The 15,385-nt window shown below is 60.3% G+C and carries 25 protein-coding genes and 3 pseudogenes; 8 read left to right on the plus strand and 20 right to left on the minus strand.

The window, feature by feature from the left end; genetic code table 11:
* The 15 genes from ACEVQ6_RS19900 to ACEVQ6_RS19970 form a co-directional block, all read right to left on the minus strand.
* Window positions 1–276 carry a hypothetical protein gene (locus ACEVQ6_RS19900; protein WP_374890797.1) on the minus strand — a complete coding sequence of 92 codons (276 nt, stop codon included), beginning with the start codon at window positions 274–276 and terminating at the stop codon, window positions 1–3.
* On the minus strand, window positions 276–536 hold the full coding sequence (locus ACEVQ6_RS19905) for a hypothetical protein (protein WP_374890798.1): 261 nt from the start codon (window positions 534–536) through the stop codon (window positions 276–278). Before ACEVQ6_RS19905 ends, ACEVQ6_RS19900 begins: the two co-directional genes overlap by 1 nt.
* On the minus strand, window positions 536–862 hold the full coding sequence (locus ACEVQ6_RS19910; protein ID WP_374890799.1) for a hypothetical protein: 327 nt from the start codon (window positions 860–862) through the stop codon (window positions 536–538). The genes ACEVQ6_RS19905 and ACEVQ6_RS19910 overlap by 1 nt, the downstream gene beginning before the upstream one ends.
* A 10-nt stretch (window positions 863–872) precedes the next feature.
* Window positions 873–1,523 (minus strand): DUF3164 family protein, encoded by a 651-nt coding sequence (locus ACEVQ6_RS19915; RefSeq protein WP_374890800.1) that lies wholly within the window; start codon window positions 1,521–1,523, stop codon window positions 873–875.
* A 14-nt stretch (window positions 1,524–1,537) separates the two neighbouring features.
* Window positions 1,538–1,828 (minus strand): hypothetical protein, encoded by a 291-nt coding sequence (locus ACEVQ6_RS19920; RefSeq protein WP_374890801.1) that lies wholly within the window; start codon window positions 1,826–1,828, stop codon window positions 1,538–1,540.
* Entirely contained in the window at window positions 1,825–2,154 is a 330-nt protein-coding gene (locus ACEVQ6_RS19925; RefSeq protein ID WP_374890802.1) for a hypothetical protein, read from the minus strand. The genes ACEVQ6_RS19920 and ACEVQ6_RS19925 overlap by 4 nt, the downstream gene beginning before the upstream one ends.
* On the minus strand, window positions 2,151–2,450 hold the full coding sequence (locus ACEVQ6_RS19930; RefSeq protein ID WP_374890803.1) for a hypothetical protein: 300 nt from the start codon (window positions 2,448–2,450) through the stop codon (window positions 2,151–2,153). The genes ACEVQ6_RS19925 and ACEVQ6_RS19930 overlap by 4 nt, the downstream gene beginning before the upstream one ends.
* Window positions 2,450–3,247, minus strand: coding sequence for an AAA family ATPase (locus ACEVQ6_RS19935; RefSeq protein ID WP_374890804.1), 798 nt, complete (start codon window positions 3,245–3,247; stop codon window positions 2,450–2,452). The genes ACEVQ6_RS19930 and ACEVQ6_RS19935 overlap by 1 nt, the downstream gene beginning before the upstream one ends.
* A gap of 315 nt (window positions 3,248–3,562) precedes the next feature.
* Window positions 3,563–5,542, minus strand: coding sequence for a transposase domain-containing protein (locus ACEVQ6_RS19940; protein ID WP_374890805.1), 1,980 nt, complete (start codon window positions 5,540–5,542; stop codon window positions 3,563–3,565).
* A 32-nt stretch (window positions 5,543–5,574) separates the two neighbouring features.
* Window positions 5,575–5,802, minus strand: coding sequence for a hypothetical protein (locus tag ACEVQ6_RS19945; protein WP_374890806.1), 228 nt, complete (start codon window positions 5,800–5,802; stop codon window positions 5,575–5,577).
* The gene (locus tag ACEVQ6_RS19950; RefSeq protein ID WP_374890807.1) at window positions 5,802–6,260 is read right to left on the minus strand and encodes a hypothetical protein; all 459 of its coding nucleotides are present in this window, start codon (window positions 6,258–6,260) and stop codon (window positions 5,802–5,804) included. The genes ACEVQ6_RS19945 and ACEVQ6_RS19950 overlap by 1 nt, the downstream gene beginning before the upstream one ends.
* The gene (locus ACEVQ6_RS19955) at window positions 6,257–7,075 is read right to left on the minus strand and encodes a ParB N-terminal domain-containing protein (protein ID WP_374890808.1); all 819 of its coding nucleotides are present in this window, start codon (window positions 7,073–7,075) and stop codon (window positions 6,257–6,259) included. The genes ACEVQ6_RS19950 and ACEVQ6_RS19955 overlap by 4 nt, the downstream gene beginning before the upstream one ends.
* Window positions 7,075–7,428, minus strand: a complete 354-nt coding sequence (locus ACEVQ6_RS19960) for a hypothetical protein (RefSeq protein WP_374890809.1) — start codon at window positions 7,426–7,428, stop codon at window positions 7,075–7,077. The genes ACEVQ6_RS19955 and ACEVQ6_RS19960 overlap by 1 nt, the downstream gene beginning before the upstream one ends.
* 139 nt (window positions 7,429–7,567) lie before the next feature.
* The gene (locus ACEVQ6_RS19965; protein WP_374890810.1) at window positions 7,568–7,897 is read right to left on the minus strand and encodes a hypothetical protein; all 330 of its coding nucleotides are present in this window, start codon (window positions 7,895–7,897) and stop codon (window positions 7,568–7,570) included.
* Window positions 7,894–8,232, minus strand: a complete 339-nt coding sequence (locus ACEVQ6_RS19970) for a helix-turn-helix domain-containing protein (protein WP_374890811.1) — start codon at window positions 8,230–8,232, stop codon at window positions 7,894–7,896. Before ACEVQ6_RS19970 ends, ACEVQ6_RS19965 begins: the two co-directional genes overlap by 4 nt.
* 31 nt (window positions 8,233–8,263) lie before the next feature.
* On the opposite strand from ACEVQ6_RS19970, the gene ACEVQ6_RS19975 reads away from it, so the two are divergent.
* The 4 genes from ACEVQ6_RS19975 (at window position 8,264) to ACEVQ6_RS19990 (ending at window position 10,343) form a co-directional block, all read left to right on the plus strand.
* Window positions 8,264–9,043, plus strand: coding sequence for a LexA family transcriptional regulator (locus ACEVQ6_RS19975; protein ID WP_374890812.1), 780 nt, complete (start codon window positions 8,264–8,266; stop codon window positions 9,041–9,043).
* A 96-nt stretch (window positions 9,044–9,139) separates the two neighbouring features.
* Window positions 9,140–9,391 (plus strand): hypothetical protein, encoded by a 252-nt coding sequence (locus ACEVQ6_RS19980; RefSeq protein ID WP_374890813.1) that lies wholly within the window; start codon window positions 9,140–9,142, stop codon window positions 9,389–9,391.
* 90 nt (window positions 9,392–9,481) lie between these two features.
* The gene (locus ACEVQ6_RS19985; RefSeq protein WP_374890814.1) at window positions 9,482–9,934 is read left to right on the plus strand and encodes a translation initiation factor 2; all 453 of its coding nucleotides are present in this window, start codon (window positions 9,482–9,484) and stop codon (window positions 9,932–9,934) included.
* 115 nt (window positions 9,935–10,049) lie between these two features.
* Window positions 10,050–10,343 carry a hypothetical protein gene (locus tag ACEVQ6_RS19990; protein ID WP_374890815.1) on the plus strand — a complete coding sequence of 98 codons (294 nt, stop codon included), beginning with the start codon at window positions 10,050–10,052 and terminating at the stop codon, window positions 10,341–10,343.
* 311 nt (window positions 10,344–10,654) lie between these two features.
* Here ACEVQ6_RS19990 and ACEVQ6_RS19995 read toward each other — a convergent pair whose 3' ends face one another.
* The 3 genes from ACEVQ6_RS19995 to ACEVQ6_RS20005 form a co-directional block, all read right to left on the minus strand.
* Window positions 10,655–11,341, minus strand: coding sequence for a site-specific integrase (locus tag ACEVQ6_RS19995; RefSeq protein WP_374890816.1), 687 nt, complete (start codon window positions 11,339–11,341; stop codon window positions 10,655–10,657).
* A 324-nt stretch (window positions 11,342–11,665) separates the two neighbouring features.
* Complete coding sequence (locus ACEVQ6_RS20000; protein ID WP_044458832.1) at window positions 11,666–11,932, minus strand: helix-turn-helix transcriptional regulator; 267 nt, start codon at window positions 11,930–11,932, stop codon at window positions 11,666–11,668.
* Between the two features lie 10 nt (window positions 11,933–11,942).
* Window positions 11,943–12,161 carry a helix-turn-helix domain-containing protein gene (locus ACEVQ6_RS20005; RefSeq protein WP_043613259.1) on the minus strand — a complete coding sequence of 73 codons (219 nt, stop codon included), beginning with the start codon at window positions 12,159–12,161 and terminating at the stop codon, window positions 11,943–11,945.
* A 65-nt stretch (window positions 12,162–12,226) separates the two neighbouring features.
* Here ACEVQ6_RS20005 and ACEVQ6_RS20010 point away from each other — a divergent pair, with 65 nt between their 5' ends.
* Window positions 12,227–12,670 (plus strand): helix-turn-helix domain-containing protein, encoded by a 444-nt coding sequence (locus tag ACEVQ6_RS20010; RefSeq protein WP_374890817.1) that lies wholly within the window; start codon window positions 12,227–12,229, stop codon window positions 12,668–12,670.
* Window positions 12,667–13,020, plus strand: a complete 354-nt coding sequence (locus ACEVQ6_RS20015; protein WP_374890818.1) for a hypothetical protein — start codon at window positions 12,667–12,669, stop codon at window positions 13,018–13,020. Before ACEVQ6_RS20010 ends, ACEVQ6_RS20015 begins: the two co-directional genes overlap by 4 nt.
* A gap of 430 nt (window positions 13,021–13,450) precedes the next feature.
* On the opposite strand, the gene ACEVQ6_RS20020 is transcribed toward ACEVQ6_RS20015, so the two are convergent.
* A complete protein-coding gene (locus ACEVQ6_RS20020; RefSeq protein ID WP_374890819.1) occupies window positions 13,451–13,918 on the minus strand; it encodes an HNH endonuclease in 468 nt (155 codons plus the stop codon).
* Window positions 13,908–14,989 (minus strand): annotated as a pseudogene (locus ACEVQ6_RS20025) (IS5 family transposase). The gene ACEVQ6_RS20020 and the pseudogene ACEVQ6_RS20025 overlap by 11 nt, the downstream one beginning before the upstream one ends.
* A 71-nt stretch (window positions 14,990–15,060) precedes the next feature.
* On the opposite strand from ACEVQ6_RS20025, the pseudogene ACEVQ6_RS20030 reads away from it, so the two are divergent.
* Window positions 15,061–15,183 (plus strand): annotated as a pseudogene (locus tag ACEVQ6_RS20030) (IS5/IS1182 family transposase); the annotation flags it as partial.
* Window positions 15,184–15,196: 13 nt separating this feature from the next.
* Window positions 15,197–15,385: pseudogene (locus ACEVQ6_RS20035) on the plus strand (IS5/IS1182 family transposase); the annotation flags it as partial.

A 15,385-nucleotide genomic window follows, 5' to 3' on the forward strand; every position in this document is an offset into this window, starting at 1 on the left:
TCATGCCGCACCTGCCTTGCTGGCGGCCAATGCGGCGCCCAGCTCGTCGTTGAGATGCGCGGCGGCCAGCGTCGAGGGCCCGGCGCAATGCACCTGCGGCTCGATCGGCTCGCCGCCATAAGTGACGAAAACCGATCCGCAATCGAAAAACGCTTTCTCCGTCCCGTTCGGGTTTCCTGTCCCTCCGATCCGGCGTGCGCCGCACACCGGGCAGTTGGAGAGGTTGACGATGGCCTTCGCGCGGGCGCGTCGGATGGCATCCATAAGGTCGGACATCAGAGGCTCCCTCCCGCGTTCTGGTCCGTCGCGGCCAGCATCTGGATGGCCGCAAGCCGGATGTCTCCGCGATGATCATGCGGTTGTGCTGCCAGCAGCAGGATCGCAGCGAGGCGCACGTCGCAGTCCTGGACCTGCCTTTCCAGCGTGGCCACGCGGTGCTGAGAAAACTCCAGCGTGGCCTTCACCTCACGCACCTCGCGGTGCAGCCGGAGGTTCTCGCGCTCTTTTTCTTCAAAAGCTCTCGCGGCATCCGACATCACACGCGCTCCTTCTCGCCGGACGTCTGGATAAAACCCGTCTTGTCGAGCTTGCGGCGCGCGGCGGCCATCCAGTTGTTCAGCGCGCCGTGCATGCCGCCCGTCGAGGTCGAGCGCACGCCCATGATGCTGACCTTGGTGACGTCACCGCGTTCGATGATTTTCGCCTTGGGAAGGTCACGTTCGATGATGCGGGCCAGCCCTGTAAAGCCGAGCTGGCGCTTGCTCCACGCCGCCTCCCACCCGTCCTGCCCATGCGGTATCGACGGGGGCATCTTGGCGATCCCGTCCTTGATGTACTTGATGCAGTCGATGAGGTCGGTCATCGTCTCGCCCTCACGCCTTCGCCAGATCGATGGTCACTGCTGTCCAGCCGTCGGTCACCTTGGCGCGCCGGTAGAAGCGGACATATTCCTTCGACCCCGTCACGCGCATGGCGTCGCGGATCGCGTCCATGGCGCGCTGCCAGCGCGCATCCTCGATCTGGTGACGCATCAGCATAAAGATCTCGGAACGGTTGATCTTGCCTTCTTTGTCGGTGTTGAAGGCGCGCGTCACGATCGACTGGATCTCCGGCCGGCTTTCCGCTGACCATTCGTTCAGGCATTCGTCGATCAGCGTCTTTGCGATCTGAAGCTCGGCGCCGAAGTCCACCTGGTCCTGCACCTGCACCTGAACGCGCATCAGTCCGTCATAGCTCTGATAGGTGCGGTTGCCTTTCTTGCCGCCGATCTTCGCGCCGTATTCCTGCGCGATCAGAGCGTCGAGCGACCCGAGGTCGGTCATCGTGTGCCCGCGAAATCGGGCGATCTGGCTGGAGAGCGCGGTGGCGAATTCCATCACCTTGCGCACCAGCTCGTCTTCCAGCTTGTGCTGCGGCTTTACCATCGACAGCGGCGTGAACCCGCCGGTCGCATCGGCCATGAACTCGCGGCCGTTGATGACGATGACACCGTCGTCGCGGTCTTCCATGATCACTGCATCCATGGTTCAAAGCTCCTTCAAAGCTCGCTTGCGGCGCGCCGGAGACCGGCGGCGGCGGCGATGAGTTTCTTCAGCGTTCGCGTCTCGTCGGCGGAATACTGTGCGGCATCATGGTCGGCCGAAGCCTCGGCAACCGCCCGCATCGCCTTGTCCAGGGCTTCAAGCCGCGACCGCCGCCGCCCGTCGCGGCGCGCCATCTCGTCAAGCTTGCCGCGCAGCCGGATTTCGACGATCTCGTCGACCTCCGGCCGGAACTGTTCGAGCAGCGCCTCGACATCGACGCGCAGGGTGAGCTCACCGGTCTTCATGCCGCCCCCCCTTCACCATCGCTAGGCCACGAGGCCAGGGGCTTCCGGACAGGAAACAGCGTGACGTTGCTGCCCGTTGCAGAGGCAATCGCATTGATGGTCGCCGCTGTTTGGCGGTTGTCACGCGCGCCCGTGTTTCGGTCGAGCGCCGCTGTAAGGATTGATACCTCTTCTTCGGTGTTGAGCACGAGTTCCAGGATCGTGGTCAGCTGCTGCGCGAACACGATGGTCTGTTCGCTATCGAGCCTGATCCCGCCATGAGCAGCACCACGGATATTGTCGCGAATTGCCTTCAGACGTTGGGATGCCGGTGCACAGGCTCTCATTTGCTGCGCCCTCCGAAGTCTGGGCGAACGACTTTGCCGCCGGGATCACGCACAAGGCTGTTGAGTTGGGCAGAAGCCTCGTCTTCGACGACAAGCCGGCCGATGCGGCCGGCCTCGACGAGGCGAAGCGCTGCGGCCTCACGCTCGACGGCAAGCATCTGCCGCCGCACCGCGCCGAGCTGGTCGATGAGCAGGTTGAAGGCCTGGTGCTGAAGGATCACCTCCTCCGCCGCGCGGTGGATGGCAAGGCCGTCGATAATACTCTCGAGGTTCTGGCTGGGAGAAAGGAGGAGCATCAGATGTCCTCCACGTCGCGGTTGCGCCATGCGGCTTCGAGGTGCTTGCGTTGCAGCGGCTCGCCACTGCCCTGCATGGCGAGATGGGCGATCTTGATCGTCCGGTCGATCTGCCGCAGCGCGCCGCCCTTCATGCCAAGCGCGGTCAGGAAGCGGATGCAGTCGGCATCGTCGATCCCCCAAGCGGCAATGAAGTCCCGCACATCTTCCGCGCGGCCAGGGTCGCGCTTCAGGTTCTTGTCGAGCCGGCTGACGATCTGGTCGCGGCTGGCGGCGTGGGCGCCGGCCTGGGCCATCTTCTTGCGGATCTCGGAATTGCCGACAAGCGCAAGGCCGATATTGAAGACGTCGGAGAAGTAGCGGAACTGGTTCACGCTCTCACCGTCGGCATGCTGCGCCTCGTCGATGATCAGCAGGGCCTGCTCACCGCCGCGCGAAAGCCGCTCGCCGATCATCTCGACCAGCTCGGCCTGGTTGAACACGCGCACGCTGAGGCGTCGGGCCAACTGGTTCATCGCCCCGTGCACCGTCTTCACCTTCGGATGCAGGGTAACCATGTGCACGTGCGGTCGCGTCCGCTGATATTCGCGGCACGCCACGGTCTTTCCGCGACCGGCATCGAGCGTCACGGTCACGAAGCCGCGCATGGTCTGGGCCAGCTTCAAAGTCTCGTGAATGGCAACGGCGGCCCTTGTCTTGAAGAACATCGGGCTGTCCGGCATGCCGGCCATCAGCCCGGCGCTTTCCTCGACAGCATCGAGCCAGCGGCGCACGATGGCGTTCTGGTTGTCGAGCACGCCGAGCAGCGTTCCGGACAGCCATTGCGAGAAAGAGCTTTCCGCCATGCCAATGCGGTTCGCGGTGGCCGTCTTCGTCCATCCGTTGCGCTGCGCAATGTCGGCGACACGCGGCCGAAGCTCTTCCCAGACGACGATGTCGGCGGGTGAATGCTTGGCGACGAACCTCGCGTTTGGCTCGGGAAGATCCCAGGCGCCCCCGCCGGGGCTTGTGTTGAGAAAATCAAGCATTACAATCGTTCCTGTGTGATGCCCTTAGCGGGCGTTGTTGGGCGGGATGTTTCATCCCGCCCTTTTTTTCAGGAACCGTACGAACTACTTTTCGGCTCTGCTCTTGCGGCCGGCTTTCCCAGCCGTGGTCTTCCCCGAAGGGAATGGGATGATCGAGCTGTCGCCCGATGCGATCGCGAAGCCGCGCGAGAACGCGGCCGCGAATTCCTCGTCGCTCATCGCGTCCTCCTGCGGTTCCACCGCGAGGTTTCCGGTCACGAGACGGGTGATGGTGGGGCGAACCGGCGCCGGCTTCGAAGGCGGCTCGATCGTGCTGTAAAGGTCGGCCAGCTGATTGGCGGTGTGTTGACGGTGCAGCGCTTCTTCCTCGCGCTGCAGCCGGATTAGCCGCTTGCGATTGCGCTCGTGCCGCGCGGCCTTCGCCGCATCCGTGAAACCGACCTTTTCCGTGCACGGCGCATCGCAGATCAGCCGGCCCTCGGCGTCGTAGACCTTCACCGGATCGTGCAGCTTCGCCGGATCGAAGCGGATGGTCACCTTCTCGCCGAGCCAGTCCTTCAGGGCGATGTTCCAGTAGACATTGCCCTTGTAGCGGATTGAGCCGTCTTTCTTGCTCGTCGTCAGGGGCTGCGAGGCCAGCAGCCAGAGCGCATGCTGCGCCGGTGTCGCCCGCCGGACGATCGTCGCCGGATGCTGCATGCTCTCGGAGAAGGTCTCGTCGAAGCTGCGCCCTTTCGCGGTCTCCGATCGCCGGCCCGTGCGCGCATTGTGCTCCACGATGCTTGCAGCGACATGCTTCTCCAGCACATCGAGGGGAATGGCGCGCTTGCCGTAATTCTCCGGCTTCTGCTGGGGGTTCGGTCCGGTATAGGCGCCGGCCATCGCCGGATGCTTGCAGATTTCCTCCGCGAGATCGCGCCAGGCGCGCTCGATCGGCTTTGACTGGCCGGAGTAGGGTTTGGTGAAGTGCGGCTCGATGCCGAGCGTCTTCAGAAGGCCCGCGACCTCGTCGCCCTGGAACTTGAAGCGGATGCGGTGCTGATGTCCGCCGGAAATCTTTTTCGAGGCGAACGCTTTGCCATTGTCCATGTAGAGGTGCTCGGGAATGCCGAAATCCTCGATCATGTCGCCGATCACGGCCTGCACCACATCCCAAGTCTCCGCCTCGCAGAGCCGCCAGGACAGGATCTTGCCGGAGTAGACGTCCTGCGTGCCGAGCAGCGTCACACGCGTCCATTCGCCGGCGCCTTTCCAGGGCACCTGTACGAACAGGTCGATCTTGTGACCGTCCGTATTGACCACCTGCATGGCATGCAGGTCCGTCTTCGTCCTGACCTGAGCAGGATAGAGCTGCTCTGCACGCTTGCGCCCCTCGCGTGCGGTCAACTGCACCGAGGCCGGCACCTCCGCGTCCATCCGCCGGCGCAAGGATCGCTCATGCGGGATCGGTGACCAGCCATGACGCTTCGCCGCCGCGATCACACGCCGGTAGCAGGCGGAGAACGCCGGTTTCTCAAGCCGCAGGTAGTCGGATTTGAGTGCCGCCCAGGCGTCCGGATGGCATTCGGCGAAGTCGGAAACCGTGCCGCCCTCGGCATAACCGGGTGCCAGCGCCGCCAGCCAGTCCTCGCGGTCGATACCCTTCAGGCTCGAGCGAATGGCATAATAGCTGGAGGCGGAAACCTTGAATCGTTTCAGGACGGAGTGGAGCGTTGCCTCGATGCTGACAGGCGCCGTAGCAAGCTCCCTCTTCGCAAGGGCCTCCTCGGCGGCGTGGATCAGTGCAAGCCGGTCATGGGCGATCTGTCGGTGGGCATCCGTCATCGCTTCGAAGGCACGCCAGTAGAGGGCGCGGCGCTTCTCCTGCGTCTCTCGCAGCGACTGCGCCTCGGCCTCCATCTGCGCGAGGCGAGCCTGGGCGATCGGCGGCAGAAGACGTGTGTTATACGCATATCCGCCGCCTCGCTGATCGAGCTTGCGGTGCTGGTCGCTCATGGCCCAGCCCTGTCTCGTCGCCAGTTCGCGAATACCGCGCACGGTCGAAGGCAGGCCGGGCAGGCGCAACTCCGCGAGTTCGGGAATGGTTAGCCACTCTTTCACGCGCCACCCGCCTTCTTCGCTGCGATAAAGGCGCGGATATCTGCCTCGTTCTCCCTGCAAAACATCAGCGTGGCGCGCACGGCCTCCATGCGGTCCATCAGCATCACGCGTTCTTCTTCGCGCATCTTCCCCTCCCGGACGAGACGCGGATAGCGTCGCAGTCGGTCCTGCAGCTCCCGGTCCACTTCGGCGATCTGCCCTATGATCGAGATCTTCCCGGCCATCAGCGCCCCCTCGGCGTCACGGTGACCGGCCGGGCCATCAGGGCCTTCAGTTCCTGGGCGGCGCGGCGTTGCTCCTGCTGGCGGAAGGCGATCTCGGCAAGCAAAGCCTCCTCGCCGATCAGCACGGTCACGCCTTGCATCGAGGCGGCCTCGTCCCAGAGCCAGAGCGCTCCGGTCGCGTAGACGAAGGCGGCGAAGCGCGGCAGGCTGATGTCGTGCGCGGCCTTGCTTTCCGCCGTATAGGCGTCGATCGTACCTTTGCTGATGGCAGGTAGACCAAGGTACTGCGCCATGCGCGCGGCGATCGTTGGCCGGTCATGGGGGCATTCCCGAACGGCGCGGGCGAGTGCCCGCTTCATCTTGGCGCGGTACCGGTCGATATCGATGCGCTGCACCGGCGTGCGAACCGGGAACACCGGCTGCTGGAAGAAGTCCAGCTGGGCGGGATCGGTCTTCATTCGGCCGCCTCGCTGAAACCGTCGGCGATGCCGATATGGACGAGGAACTCGTGGCGCACGGCCTCCGGCGCCTTCTCCCAGGCCTTCAGCAGCGCGGCAAAGGCGGCCTGGTCAGGTGATGGTTTCGGCTTCTCTGGCTTGTTCATCGCCAGCACCGCCTTCAGGTCCGGCTCATATTTCAGCGCGGCCGCAATGCCGGCCTGCTCGGTCGGGCTCATGGAGGCGAGTTTCAACAGCTGCTTCTGGTCGTTTTCCCAGGGCGTGCCGCGCAGGGCGGAGCGCAGGCCGGCATGCAGCTGCTTGCCGATTTTCGAAGCATATTCATAAGAACGCTGCCCGATACCGAAGCGGTCCTTGACCCTCTCGGAAAGCTCGCGGCCGTTAGAGAAAATCAAACCGCAATCGTTGCGGTTTGATTTTCGGTCGCCTCCGCGCTTGATCTTCCCGTTCTTCTCTTCCCAGAGATCGCGAAACGTCTTGACGAACACGGCGCGGTCGAGCGCCGTCAGCTCGTTGCGATAGAGGTTTTCCGAGATCTCCATCAGCTGCGCCTCGACGGCGTCGGCGGAGACGACGATCGCGTCTATCTCGGCCCATGCGTTGATCTCGGCGCCGCGCAGCCGATGCCCGCCGGCCACCAGTGTATAGGGTGTCTTTCCGCCATTGGCCGCCGGCGTGCCGCGCACGGTGATCGGGTTGATAAGCCCACGCTCCGCCATGGATGCGGCGATCGCCTGGGCATGCTCCTCGTCGACCGGCCGGGCGCGTTCGCCGAGGTGGATCGATGTCAGGGGGATACTCTTGTAACTCGCCATTATGCGGCCTCGGTCTCGGACGTCACGACAAACAGGAGCGACCGGGCGCGTGCTTTCATCGCCTGGTAGTGCGCGGCAAAGCGCGGGGTCAGCATCCGCTCGTCGATGGTGCGCAGCGCGCGGTTGATCGCCTCGCGCGACCGCGCCTCCACCTCGACGACCCGGCGTTTCGGCCAGCCGAAATCGCGGATCATGATGTGCATCACCACCTGCCGGGCGAGCGCTGCATCGAACCACTCATGCGGCGGGTCGGCGATGTCGCGGATGTCGAGATGCGGAAACCCTTCCCGCACGGCGACGAGGCACGCATGCATGCAGGCCTCGTAGATCTGGCGCTGGTCGAACCGGTCCATCACGCCACCTCGAAGGCAGAAAGGGGCGCGCCCGCCGCTTGGGAGGAGGAGGATGGGCGGGCGCGCATCACTCCGGCCGACGGATACGCAAAACTATGCCGGGCGGAGCGGGGAGAGAAAAACGGGATGAGTTTCATGATCATTGGGGACCGCTCGCGATCTGCTTGATCACGACCGCCAGCACGGCGAGCACACCGGCGCCCGCCATGGCCGCGATCATCGCCGTATCGGCGGCATTGCAGATGGGAGAATGGGAGGGAATGAAAGGATTGCGCCTGCCAATTTTGGCCTTCGCTTTCGTCATATCCGCCGCAGCCGAAATGCTGGAGCCTGTGCTCGTCGATGTGAACGAGAAGGAACGTGCAATGCCTCGCAAGACGGAGTTCGCGCTGCTGCGCTTCAGGAACCTGCTGCGAACCCGCTCCTGGCGGGAAGCAGTGTCGATGGAACGGCGATCGCGGAGCATCATGCGGCAGCCCCCATGTCGTCGGCTTGCGCCTGGCGTCGTTCCCTCTTTGTCGACCGCTGGTAGTTTTCGGAGGGCTGCGGCGACTTGCGGCGGCCATCGGCATGGTAGCGCGTGCGCCAAAGGTATTCCGGTCGGGTGCCGAGCACGGCCGCGATGGCACGCTCACCGCGTGAATTCGGCTCCCTGAGCGTCGTGCCCGCCGTCCCGCGCGGCAGGTTGTACTCACGATCGACATCAGCCAGTGCCCACCCAAGGGCATCCAGCTTGTTTTTGACACGAGTAGCCTCGTCAAGGCGCGCCTTCGCTGCCTTGTCCGCAGTGCGGTCACGGTGCATAGTGATCCCTTGTTTTTAGACGAGGGAGGCGGTGCAAAGCCTCCCTTTTCTTGGGTGTGTGAGTCCGTATTCAAGGAAAGGAGTAGCAATTAATTGCCATATCATCAAGCCAAAAATGGCTTATATGGCAAAATATTGCATGATCATGTCTGGTCTTGGAGCTCGGATAAAATCTGCCGCCGATTTGATCGGTGGACTGAACAAATTGGCTGATGCGCTATCAGTGCCGCGTCGAACTTTGGGAAACTGGGTGGATGGCTCGACAGAGCCAAAAGCCTCGGCAATCGTGGCAATCGCAAATGCAACCGGATCTTCAGTCGTTTGGGTACTTACCGGAAATGGTGAGATGCTGCCGGGCGAGGAGCGGGTTATTTCTGGAACTGTCCCTGATGGCTTTATTCGACTGCCGCAGTTCGACGTAAACGCGTCTGCCGGCAGGGGTGAAATCGCATACAGAGAACATCCGGTGAATGAGGTGACGTTCGAACGCCGTTTCCTGCGCGAGATTGGCGCTCAGCCGGACAGCTGTCACATCATGTGGGCCAAGGGCGACAGCATGCAGCCCACCTTCCCGGATGGCGCCATGCTCATCGTCGATCAGAGCCAGCAGATCGTCGATGACGGCCGGATTTACGTCTTTAATGCCGATGGCAATCTGCTCGTCAAGCGCGCGCGCTGGCGCTTCGACGGTCGCCTCGAACTGGTGTCCGACAATGTTGCCGGCAACTACCCGATCGAAACCTTCGCCGCCGATCGCATCGTCGATCTCATCGTCGTCGGCAGGGTCGTCTGGTACGGCCGCACCGCTTGAATGTGAAAATAGGAATCTTTTCCATGCCCGATTGACTCCCTATGGTTGCGAGAACAAACTAGGAACATCTGAGGCGCCAGACAAGGAGGTTCCAGAATGGCCGTGCATGAGAAGTTCATCGTGATTCCGTTTCGCAAGATAAAGGGTGGAGCAATGGTGGCGGGTGAAGTGCGGCCTGCATCGAGCGAGGCGTCTGCGGTGCGGCTGGCGGAGGTGATGGCTGAACGCTTTGCCGGCACAGCCGCACTGGCGGTCTATGTCGATATGGACACCGGCGAGATGTCGGCACCTCGGCTGATCCGCGAGTTTGGCCAGACGATGGATCTGATCTCGGACCTTGCCGCGTAACTTCATCGGATCAATCGAGAATCATTGACACTGAAAGTTGTATCTTAGTAGCGTTGCCTGTCGCAATTTTCGCGACCATTGGGGGAAAAAATGAATATCAGAATTGTAGTGGCATTGGTGGCGATGGCGCCGCTGATGGGCTGCGGCTCGATCACGCGCGGCACCACGGAAAGCGTTACCATCACGGCTGAGCCGTCCGACGCCGAAATCTCGACCTCGACCGGCCATCACTGCCCGCGCTCGCCTTGCACGCTCGACATCGCTCGCAAGACCAAGTTCACGGCCTATGCCAAGAAAGCGGGATATGAGACCGGCAGTATCGAGATCGGAACCAAGGTCAGCGGCAACGGCGCTGCAGGCTTTGCCGGCAACGTGCTGATCGGCGGCGTCGTTGGCATGGGCGTTGACGCCGCCACCGGCGCCAGCCTCGACCATTTCCCCAATCCGGCACACATTGTCCTGAAGCGCATTGGCGCGCCGGACACGAAACCGGCGGATCGCAAGCCGCGACGCGGACAGCGGGCCGGAAAGCCTGCGGTGTGAACATGAAAGTGCTGCCGGTCCCTCGATCGGCAGCACATTGCTGATGGCATGATGATCTGCCCGGCGCAGCTGCGCGCAGACAAACGCTGAACCCACTCCATCCGGACCGACTGCCATGCGCCATCGTCGATCAATCGACCTGGCGGCCGGTACTCCCGTGCCGTCTGCCGACATCCATGTCATCGGAAAATGTGCCGAACTGGCATGGCTCACCTGCGCAAAATTGTCGCCGGACTATGTCCTCGGCGGTGAATGCGCGGCCTGTGGTCACATCGCTTGGCTCGACCGCTGGAAGCTCGCTTTGCGCTTTGGCGAGAATGTTTACCTCGAAAACCTCCGCCCTCGGCTGCAATGTATGTCGTGCGGAAATCGCAACGGAAACGGCTTCGTCATCGGCAAGTCGGCGTGACGGCCACTTCCTTCTTAAATTGCGCTGCTTTTCAGCTAACATTCTGATTTCTTGATCATTTACGTAAGAAGGAAGCGATTTCCTTCTTGAAATTGGCGCTCCCGCCGACTTTCGGTCCGTTTTCGCAATGGGCTAACGTTTCCTTCAGCCGCCCTCAACGATGACTTTTCAATGATTTGAGCCCATCTTGAGGCGCTTCACGGTTTTTTCACGCCCGCTTTGATCCCCACCCAATTTTTGGCGGCTGAGCTGTCATTCTCTTGATTTTTACCGCTGGTCGGTGTCAAATTCCAATCAAGCCGCGCGCGCTGCTATACCGCGCATCGCTCTGATTTCTCGGCGATTTCCGCCAAATCCCGGCTTCTCCCAGATATTCCCGGATAATCCAGTCCTCTGTGTCCAACAACAGCCAGGATCGTTGCGGACGCTTTCCTGAGGCCGTGCGACGAGCATTCCGGCAAATCGGCATCGTTGCACCACTGGCGCATCTTGTTGCCAAAGCCATTGCCGGTGAATGCCTTGCCGTATTCGGTGATAAGGAAGGTCGACTGATCATGTGTGATCGCGTCCAGCGCCTCACGAAGTTCGTCCGTGACGGGCAGGCTGAGCGACTGCGCATATTTGCTGGACCCCTTCTCTGGAATGAACTCGATACGGTCACCGACCAGGTTCCGCCAGCCGAGCTTGACCAGGTCCGAGCGTCTGACGCCCAAATTCAGTATCAGTTCCATTGCAAGCCGGGCCATAGAGCCGAGCGGATAGGCTGCACGATAGCGCGCCAGCTCCGCTTCGCTCCAGGTGTGGAAACCGGGGGATTTATGGATTTTGGTGACGCCGTTCGTGGGATTGAACGTCGCCAACTCGGCGCTGATAGCCCAATTGAACAGCGCCTTCAGATATTTCACCAACTTGTCAGCCGCTCCGGGCGTGCCGCTGCGCTTCATCTGGCTGGCTTCGATGTCGGATTTGCGAATCTTCTTGACCGGCAGTTCGCCCACATTGCTGCAATAGCGATTGAGAACGCTCTTCTTGTCTTTCTGGGTGGCCAGAGACTGGCTTTGAAACGCCTTTGACCGATAATAGGTCTCGACAAGCCAGCGAACCGAGCCGGGCTCCAGCCTTGAAATCGGGACCGTTTTTTCACCACGATCGCCAGACAGTACGCGTGATATTCCTCGGTAAACGCCTGGGTGATGCTGCCGGCCTCGTCCAGATAGGCGGACGTCATCCGGTACTTCGGCATACCTGGCAGGCGGAGATAAAAACGCTCGTTGCCGTGCCGATCGACATCCCGTGAGCAGTATTTGAAGGGGACGCGCTGATTACCCGACCGCATGATCAAACGGGTTTTCGCCATCGTCTTCGTCTCCGCTCAAGCCCTGTTCTTTGATGTCGTACCAGGACGCCCGGATTTCCTCGGCATCCCAACGTCGCAACGCGCCGATCTTCACACCTTTAGGCATCAGTCCACGGCGAACCCAGTCGTCAAAGGTGCCAGTCGAGACGTCGAGAAGTTCCGCCGCACGGACGCGGCTGACCGCGACCTTGTAAATGGGCCGTGGGGCCAGCGCTTCAGCTTGCTGCTTCATGTGCCGCTCCTCACGCTCTGGAGGCGTTGTCAGCAAGTGCCAAAGCCTTCTGCTTGGGCTCGACCATATTCGCCGCAAGATACTCATCCACGGCGTTTTCCGGCAGGAACAAACTTCCTCCGATCCGGACATGCCGGATTTCCTGCTTGGCGATCAGGTTTCGGATGCGAGCAACCGGCCATCCGGATCGGTCTGCGAGTTGTTTGGGGGACAAGAGTTGCGCCTGCATTGGAAATTCACCTCCAACTGACGATAGACTGATATGAACGCAGAAGAATCACATCGATCCTCAAAATGCAACGCGATTATCAGAAAAATAATATTTCGACGCAAGAGACGCTGCTCATTCAGATGGGCAAACGGTTAGCGATGATCCGTGAAAACTCGGGACTGAAGCAGATCCCGTTTGCGGAAGCGCTTGAGGTGTCCCAGGGCGGCTACAACACTTATGAGCGCGGCCAGCGAGAGATTCCCGTTCGCGTACTGCGCGCCCTTTACACGAAATTCAACGTCAATCCAGTCTGGATGATGACCGGTGAAGGCACCCCCTACAACCGGGACGTAGTCGATCTGTATCACGAGGTCACGAACCAAGTTGATGCCTTTATTGCGAGGGAAAACTGTCAGGTGGAATCGGACAAGCGCTTGAAGCTCATCCGGTTCCTGATCGACTACGCCGAACAACACGGCGAATTCACAGAGGAAATTGCAGAAAAATATCTGAGGTCAGCGATATGAGTAAATCGAGCTTCGAAGAGCAGATAATGCAGGGCGCCTACGCCCTTGGTCGCCAGCGCGACCAACTGGCATGCGAAAAACGAAGGCTGGCAAGGCAGTTGCGCTATACTCAGCACTCGGCCAGACTCAAAAGCCTTTCAAAGCAATACGATTTCGGGATGGTCTTCTTCGCTGCAATGGGAGCCGTTTCGCTCATCTTGTTCGACGCAAACAGCGGCGATGAAGCCTGGATGACACCAGTGCTCAGCCTGTCGCTTATTCTGTTCGCGTGCGGCAGTGCGTTGCGCGGCCGGAAGATGGTCAGCCGGATCAGAATCTTCAATGACCGTTTTGGTAGCTGGCAGTTCTAACGGCAGTTATTTAACCCACTTTGATGGGTTGAATGTCCGTGGTGGACGGTCTAATTGATCCATTCCATGGGGTAATTGATGCGGTTTTTGTCCAAACCCATACTTGCTGGAAGGGAACCACTCGCGAGACTGGAACTCAAAGACGAACCGGTCGAGTGTTTTTCGAGTCGTCCATTTCGAAGCAGGTTCTGATTTGGATTCCAGCAGTCTTGCACGCATCAAAAAATGATTTCTTCAAGAAATTCTCGTCAGCATGTGGCCATTTTTGCGCCTGCCTGGTAATTATATTCAGGAACTCGTCGTGATGCTTTCCGTATTATTTCCATTATTCCAACATTTTCACCACACAATACTTTACGTCATGCTCTCCAAAAAGCCTTTCCTTCTAGTACTTTCCGATATCATAGAGATATTTCCAAGTATAAATCTCTTACGAAAGAACGGCAGGGCCGAATTGTATTTCAACGTCGCCGGGTGTTAATTCATCAATATCGCAATGCTGTAAGGTCATATCTAATTCGATCAAATAACTGGATTCAGAATACGGATAAAATGCTTTTCGTCGGCCGACACCACTATGAGCCGGGTCCTTTGTCAGCTTGTAACTACTATTGCACTCATGGCAAGCCGGCGCCAGATTTCGAAAATTGATGGAGTTGAATGGGTATATAGATTTCGGCAGGTAATGGTCATAAGCTTCGCGCTCTTTGAAATGAGCGCGCTTGATACTCCCAATGCCACAGAATGGACATATCCCAAGCTGGACGGTTCTATCAACGTGATTTTCGAGGTTGATGAGCAGGTTTTTTTGCGGCGTGGTGGTGCTTTGGCGTTTCATACCGGCGGATAGTTTCACGTTGGCACTGTCTGCTGCGCTGCCGCCAGCCTTATGCGGCAAGCGGCGACCGTTTGAGGAACATCAACCGCTTCATGTTGTAGAGGATGTCGGCCAGCCCGATCTTGGTGGTGGCCCGGGCGATGCCAACAGTTCTGATGAACAGGCCCATGCGGCTCTTCTGTTCGGCAAAGACATGCTCGACGCGCGAGCGGATCTTCGACTTGAGATTGTTGGCACGACATGTCGCTTCCGACATCGGCCGGCCTGGCGGCTTCTTGCGGTGGATGCGGCTGACGAAGCCGTGCTTGTCCATGAAGGCCTCATTGGCATTCGAGCGATAGGCGGTATCGGCCCAGACGGTGCGGGCCGTGTTGGTCTTGTCGAGCAGTCCTTCGCGCAGCCGGGCTCCTTCATAGGCGGCAGCATCCGTCGCCAGCCATGTGCGGATCAGTCCGTACCTGCGGTCGATCGAGATGTGGTTCTGGTAGCCGAAGGCGGGGATGGCAATATCGACCGGCGGGAGAGTGCCGTCCGCCTGCGGCTTTGCCTTGGTGAACTTCACCGTCCAGCGTGCGTCCCGGTCCTTATGCCGGAGCTGGCAGGCTTGTCCTTCCATGCGTTCGGTACGCGGCCAGCCTTGATGTCGTCCTTCTCATCCTTCGTGTTGCGCTGCTTCGGCGCGGCCACCAGGCTGGAACCGTCCATCTGACCGGACATGGCGATGGTGCCGGCATCGCGCAGCATCCTGTCGAAGCGTTCGAACAGAGGCTGGATGGCACCGGCCCTGGTCAGCCGCTCCCGGAACAGCCAGATCGTGCGGGCATCGGCAACGCGGTCGGACAGCCCGAGCCCAAGGAAACGCATGAAGGAGAGCCGGTCGTTGATCAGGAATTCTGTGCCCTCGTCCGATAGGGTGTTGGCCGTCTGGATCACCAGCACCTTCAGCATCATCACCGGATCGTAGGGCGGCCGGCCACTCTGCTGTCCGCTTGCATAGGACAGCGCCTTGTCCAGCTCCGGCCGGAATGCCTCGAAATCAACGACACGGGCATAGGCTTCGAGCTGGTCGCCCAGATCGCTCAACCGCCGAAGGCGATCATCCACATCGAAAAATCCTGCCTGGCCTCGCATCGATCACCTCGCAGCCCATCCAAGGCACAGTGAATCATAAATCCCGGAAAATGGCGAGGTTGATAGAACCGTCCAGCTTCGCGTGGCTCAACCCGTTCCGACGCCTTGCCATCCGCTATGAAAGGCGGGCCGACATCCACAAGGCGTCCGTAACACTCGCATGCGCCATTATCTGTTGCAGGCAATTTTGTTAGGTGCTCTTAGGGCCAGACCATTAACCGCTCCAAAGGCGGTATGACGACCAAGATTTTGGCAATGACCGATGCCTTGGGCAATCTCGTGCGCTTCGTCCTGTTGCCGGGAAACCGCTATGACACCATTGGCGTTGCGCCGTTGATCGACGGCATAGAGTTTGATGCCCTGCTCGGTGACAAGGCTTTCGCCTGCTCCGCTCCG

This window comes from Ensifer soli (assembly GCF_041928815.1).
GTDB lineage: Bacteria > Pseudomonadota > Alphaproteobacteria > Rhizobiales > Rhizobiaceae > JBHFEI01.

Coding starts and splice junctions, on each gene's coding strand:
- ACEVQ6_RS20015 (WP_374890818.1), top strand. CDS start 12,667: ATGAGTAAATCGAGCTTCGAAGAGCAGATAATGCAGGGCGCCTACGCC.
- ACEVQ6_RS19990 (WP_374890815.1), top strand. CDS start 10,050: ATGCGCCATCGTCGATCAATCGACCTGGCGGCCGGTACTCCCGTGCCG.
- ACEVQ6_RS19970 (WP_374890811.1), bottom strand. CDS start 8,232: ATGCACCGTGACCGCACTGCGGACAAGGCAGCGAAGGCGCGCCTTGAC.
- ACEVQ6_RS19905 (WP_374890798.1), bottom strand. CDS start 536: ATGTCGGATGCCGCGAGAGCTTTTGAAGAAAAAGAGCGCGAGAACCTC.
- ACEVQ6_RS19965 (WP_374890810.1), bottom strand. CDS start 7,897: ATGATGCTCCGCGATCGCCGTTCCATCGACACTGCTTCCCGCCAGGAG.
- ACEVQ6_RS19980 (WP_374890813.1), top strand. CDS start 9,140: ATGGCCGTGCATGAGAAGTTCATCGTGATTCCGTTTCGCAAGATAAAG.
- ACEVQ6_RS19925 (WP_374890802.1), bottom strand. CDS start 2,154: ATGAGAGCCTGTGCACCGGCATCCCAACGTCTGAAGGCAATTCGCGAC.
- ACEVQ6_RS19910 (WP_374890799.1), bottom strand. CDS start 862: ATGACCGACCTCATCGACTGCATCAAGTACATCAAGGACGGGATCGCC.
- ACEVQ6_RS19930 (WP_374890803.1), bottom strand. CDS start 2,450: ATGCTCCTCCTTTCTCCCAGCCAGAACCTCGAGAGTATTATCGACGGC.
- ACEVQ6_RS19960 (WP_374890809.1), bottom strand. CDS start 7,428: ATGGACCGGTTCGACCAGCGCCAGATCTACGAGGCCTGCATGCATGCG.
- ACEVQ6_RS19900 (WP_374890797.1), bottom strand. CDS start 276: ATGTCCGACCTTATGGATGCCATCCGACGCGCCCGCGCGAAGGCCATC.
- ACEVQ6_RS20010 (WP_374890817.1), top strand. CDS start 12,227: ATGCAACGCGATTATCAGAAAAATAATATTTCGACGCAAGAGACGCTG.
- ACEVQ6_RS20005 (WP_043613259.1), bottom strand. CDS start 12,161: ATGCAGGCGCAACTCTTGTCCCCCAAACAACTCGCAGACCGATCCGGA.
- ACEVQ6_RS19915 (WP_374890800.1), bottom strand. CDS start 1,523: ATGGATGCAGTGATCATGGAAGACCGCGACGACGGTGTCATCGTCATC.
- ACEVQ6_RS19985 (WP_374890814.1), top strand. CDS start 9,482: ATGAATATCAGAATTGTAGTGGCATTGGTGGCGATGGCGCCGCTGATG.
- ACEVQ6_RS19920 (WP_374890801.1), bottom strand. CDS start 1,828: ATGAAGACCGGTGAGCTCACCCTGCGCGTCGATGTCGAGGCGCTGCTC.
- ACEVQ6_RS19950 (WP_374890807.1), bottom strand. CDS start 6,260: ATGAAGACCGATCCCGCCCAGCTGGACTTCTTCCAGCAGCCGGTGTTC.
- ACEVQ6_RS19945 (WP_374890806.1), bottom strand. CDS start 5,802: ATGGCCGGGAAGATCTCGATCATAGGGCAGATCGCCGAAGTGGACCGG.
- ACEVQ6_RS20000 (WP_044458832.1), bottom strand. CDS start 11,932: ATGAAGCAGCAAGCTGAAGCGCTGGCCCCACGGCCCATTTACAAGGTC.
- ACEVQ6_RS19955 (WP_374890808.1), bottom strand. CDS start 7,075: ATGGCGAGTTACAAGAGTATCCCCCTGACATCGATCCACCTCGGCGAA.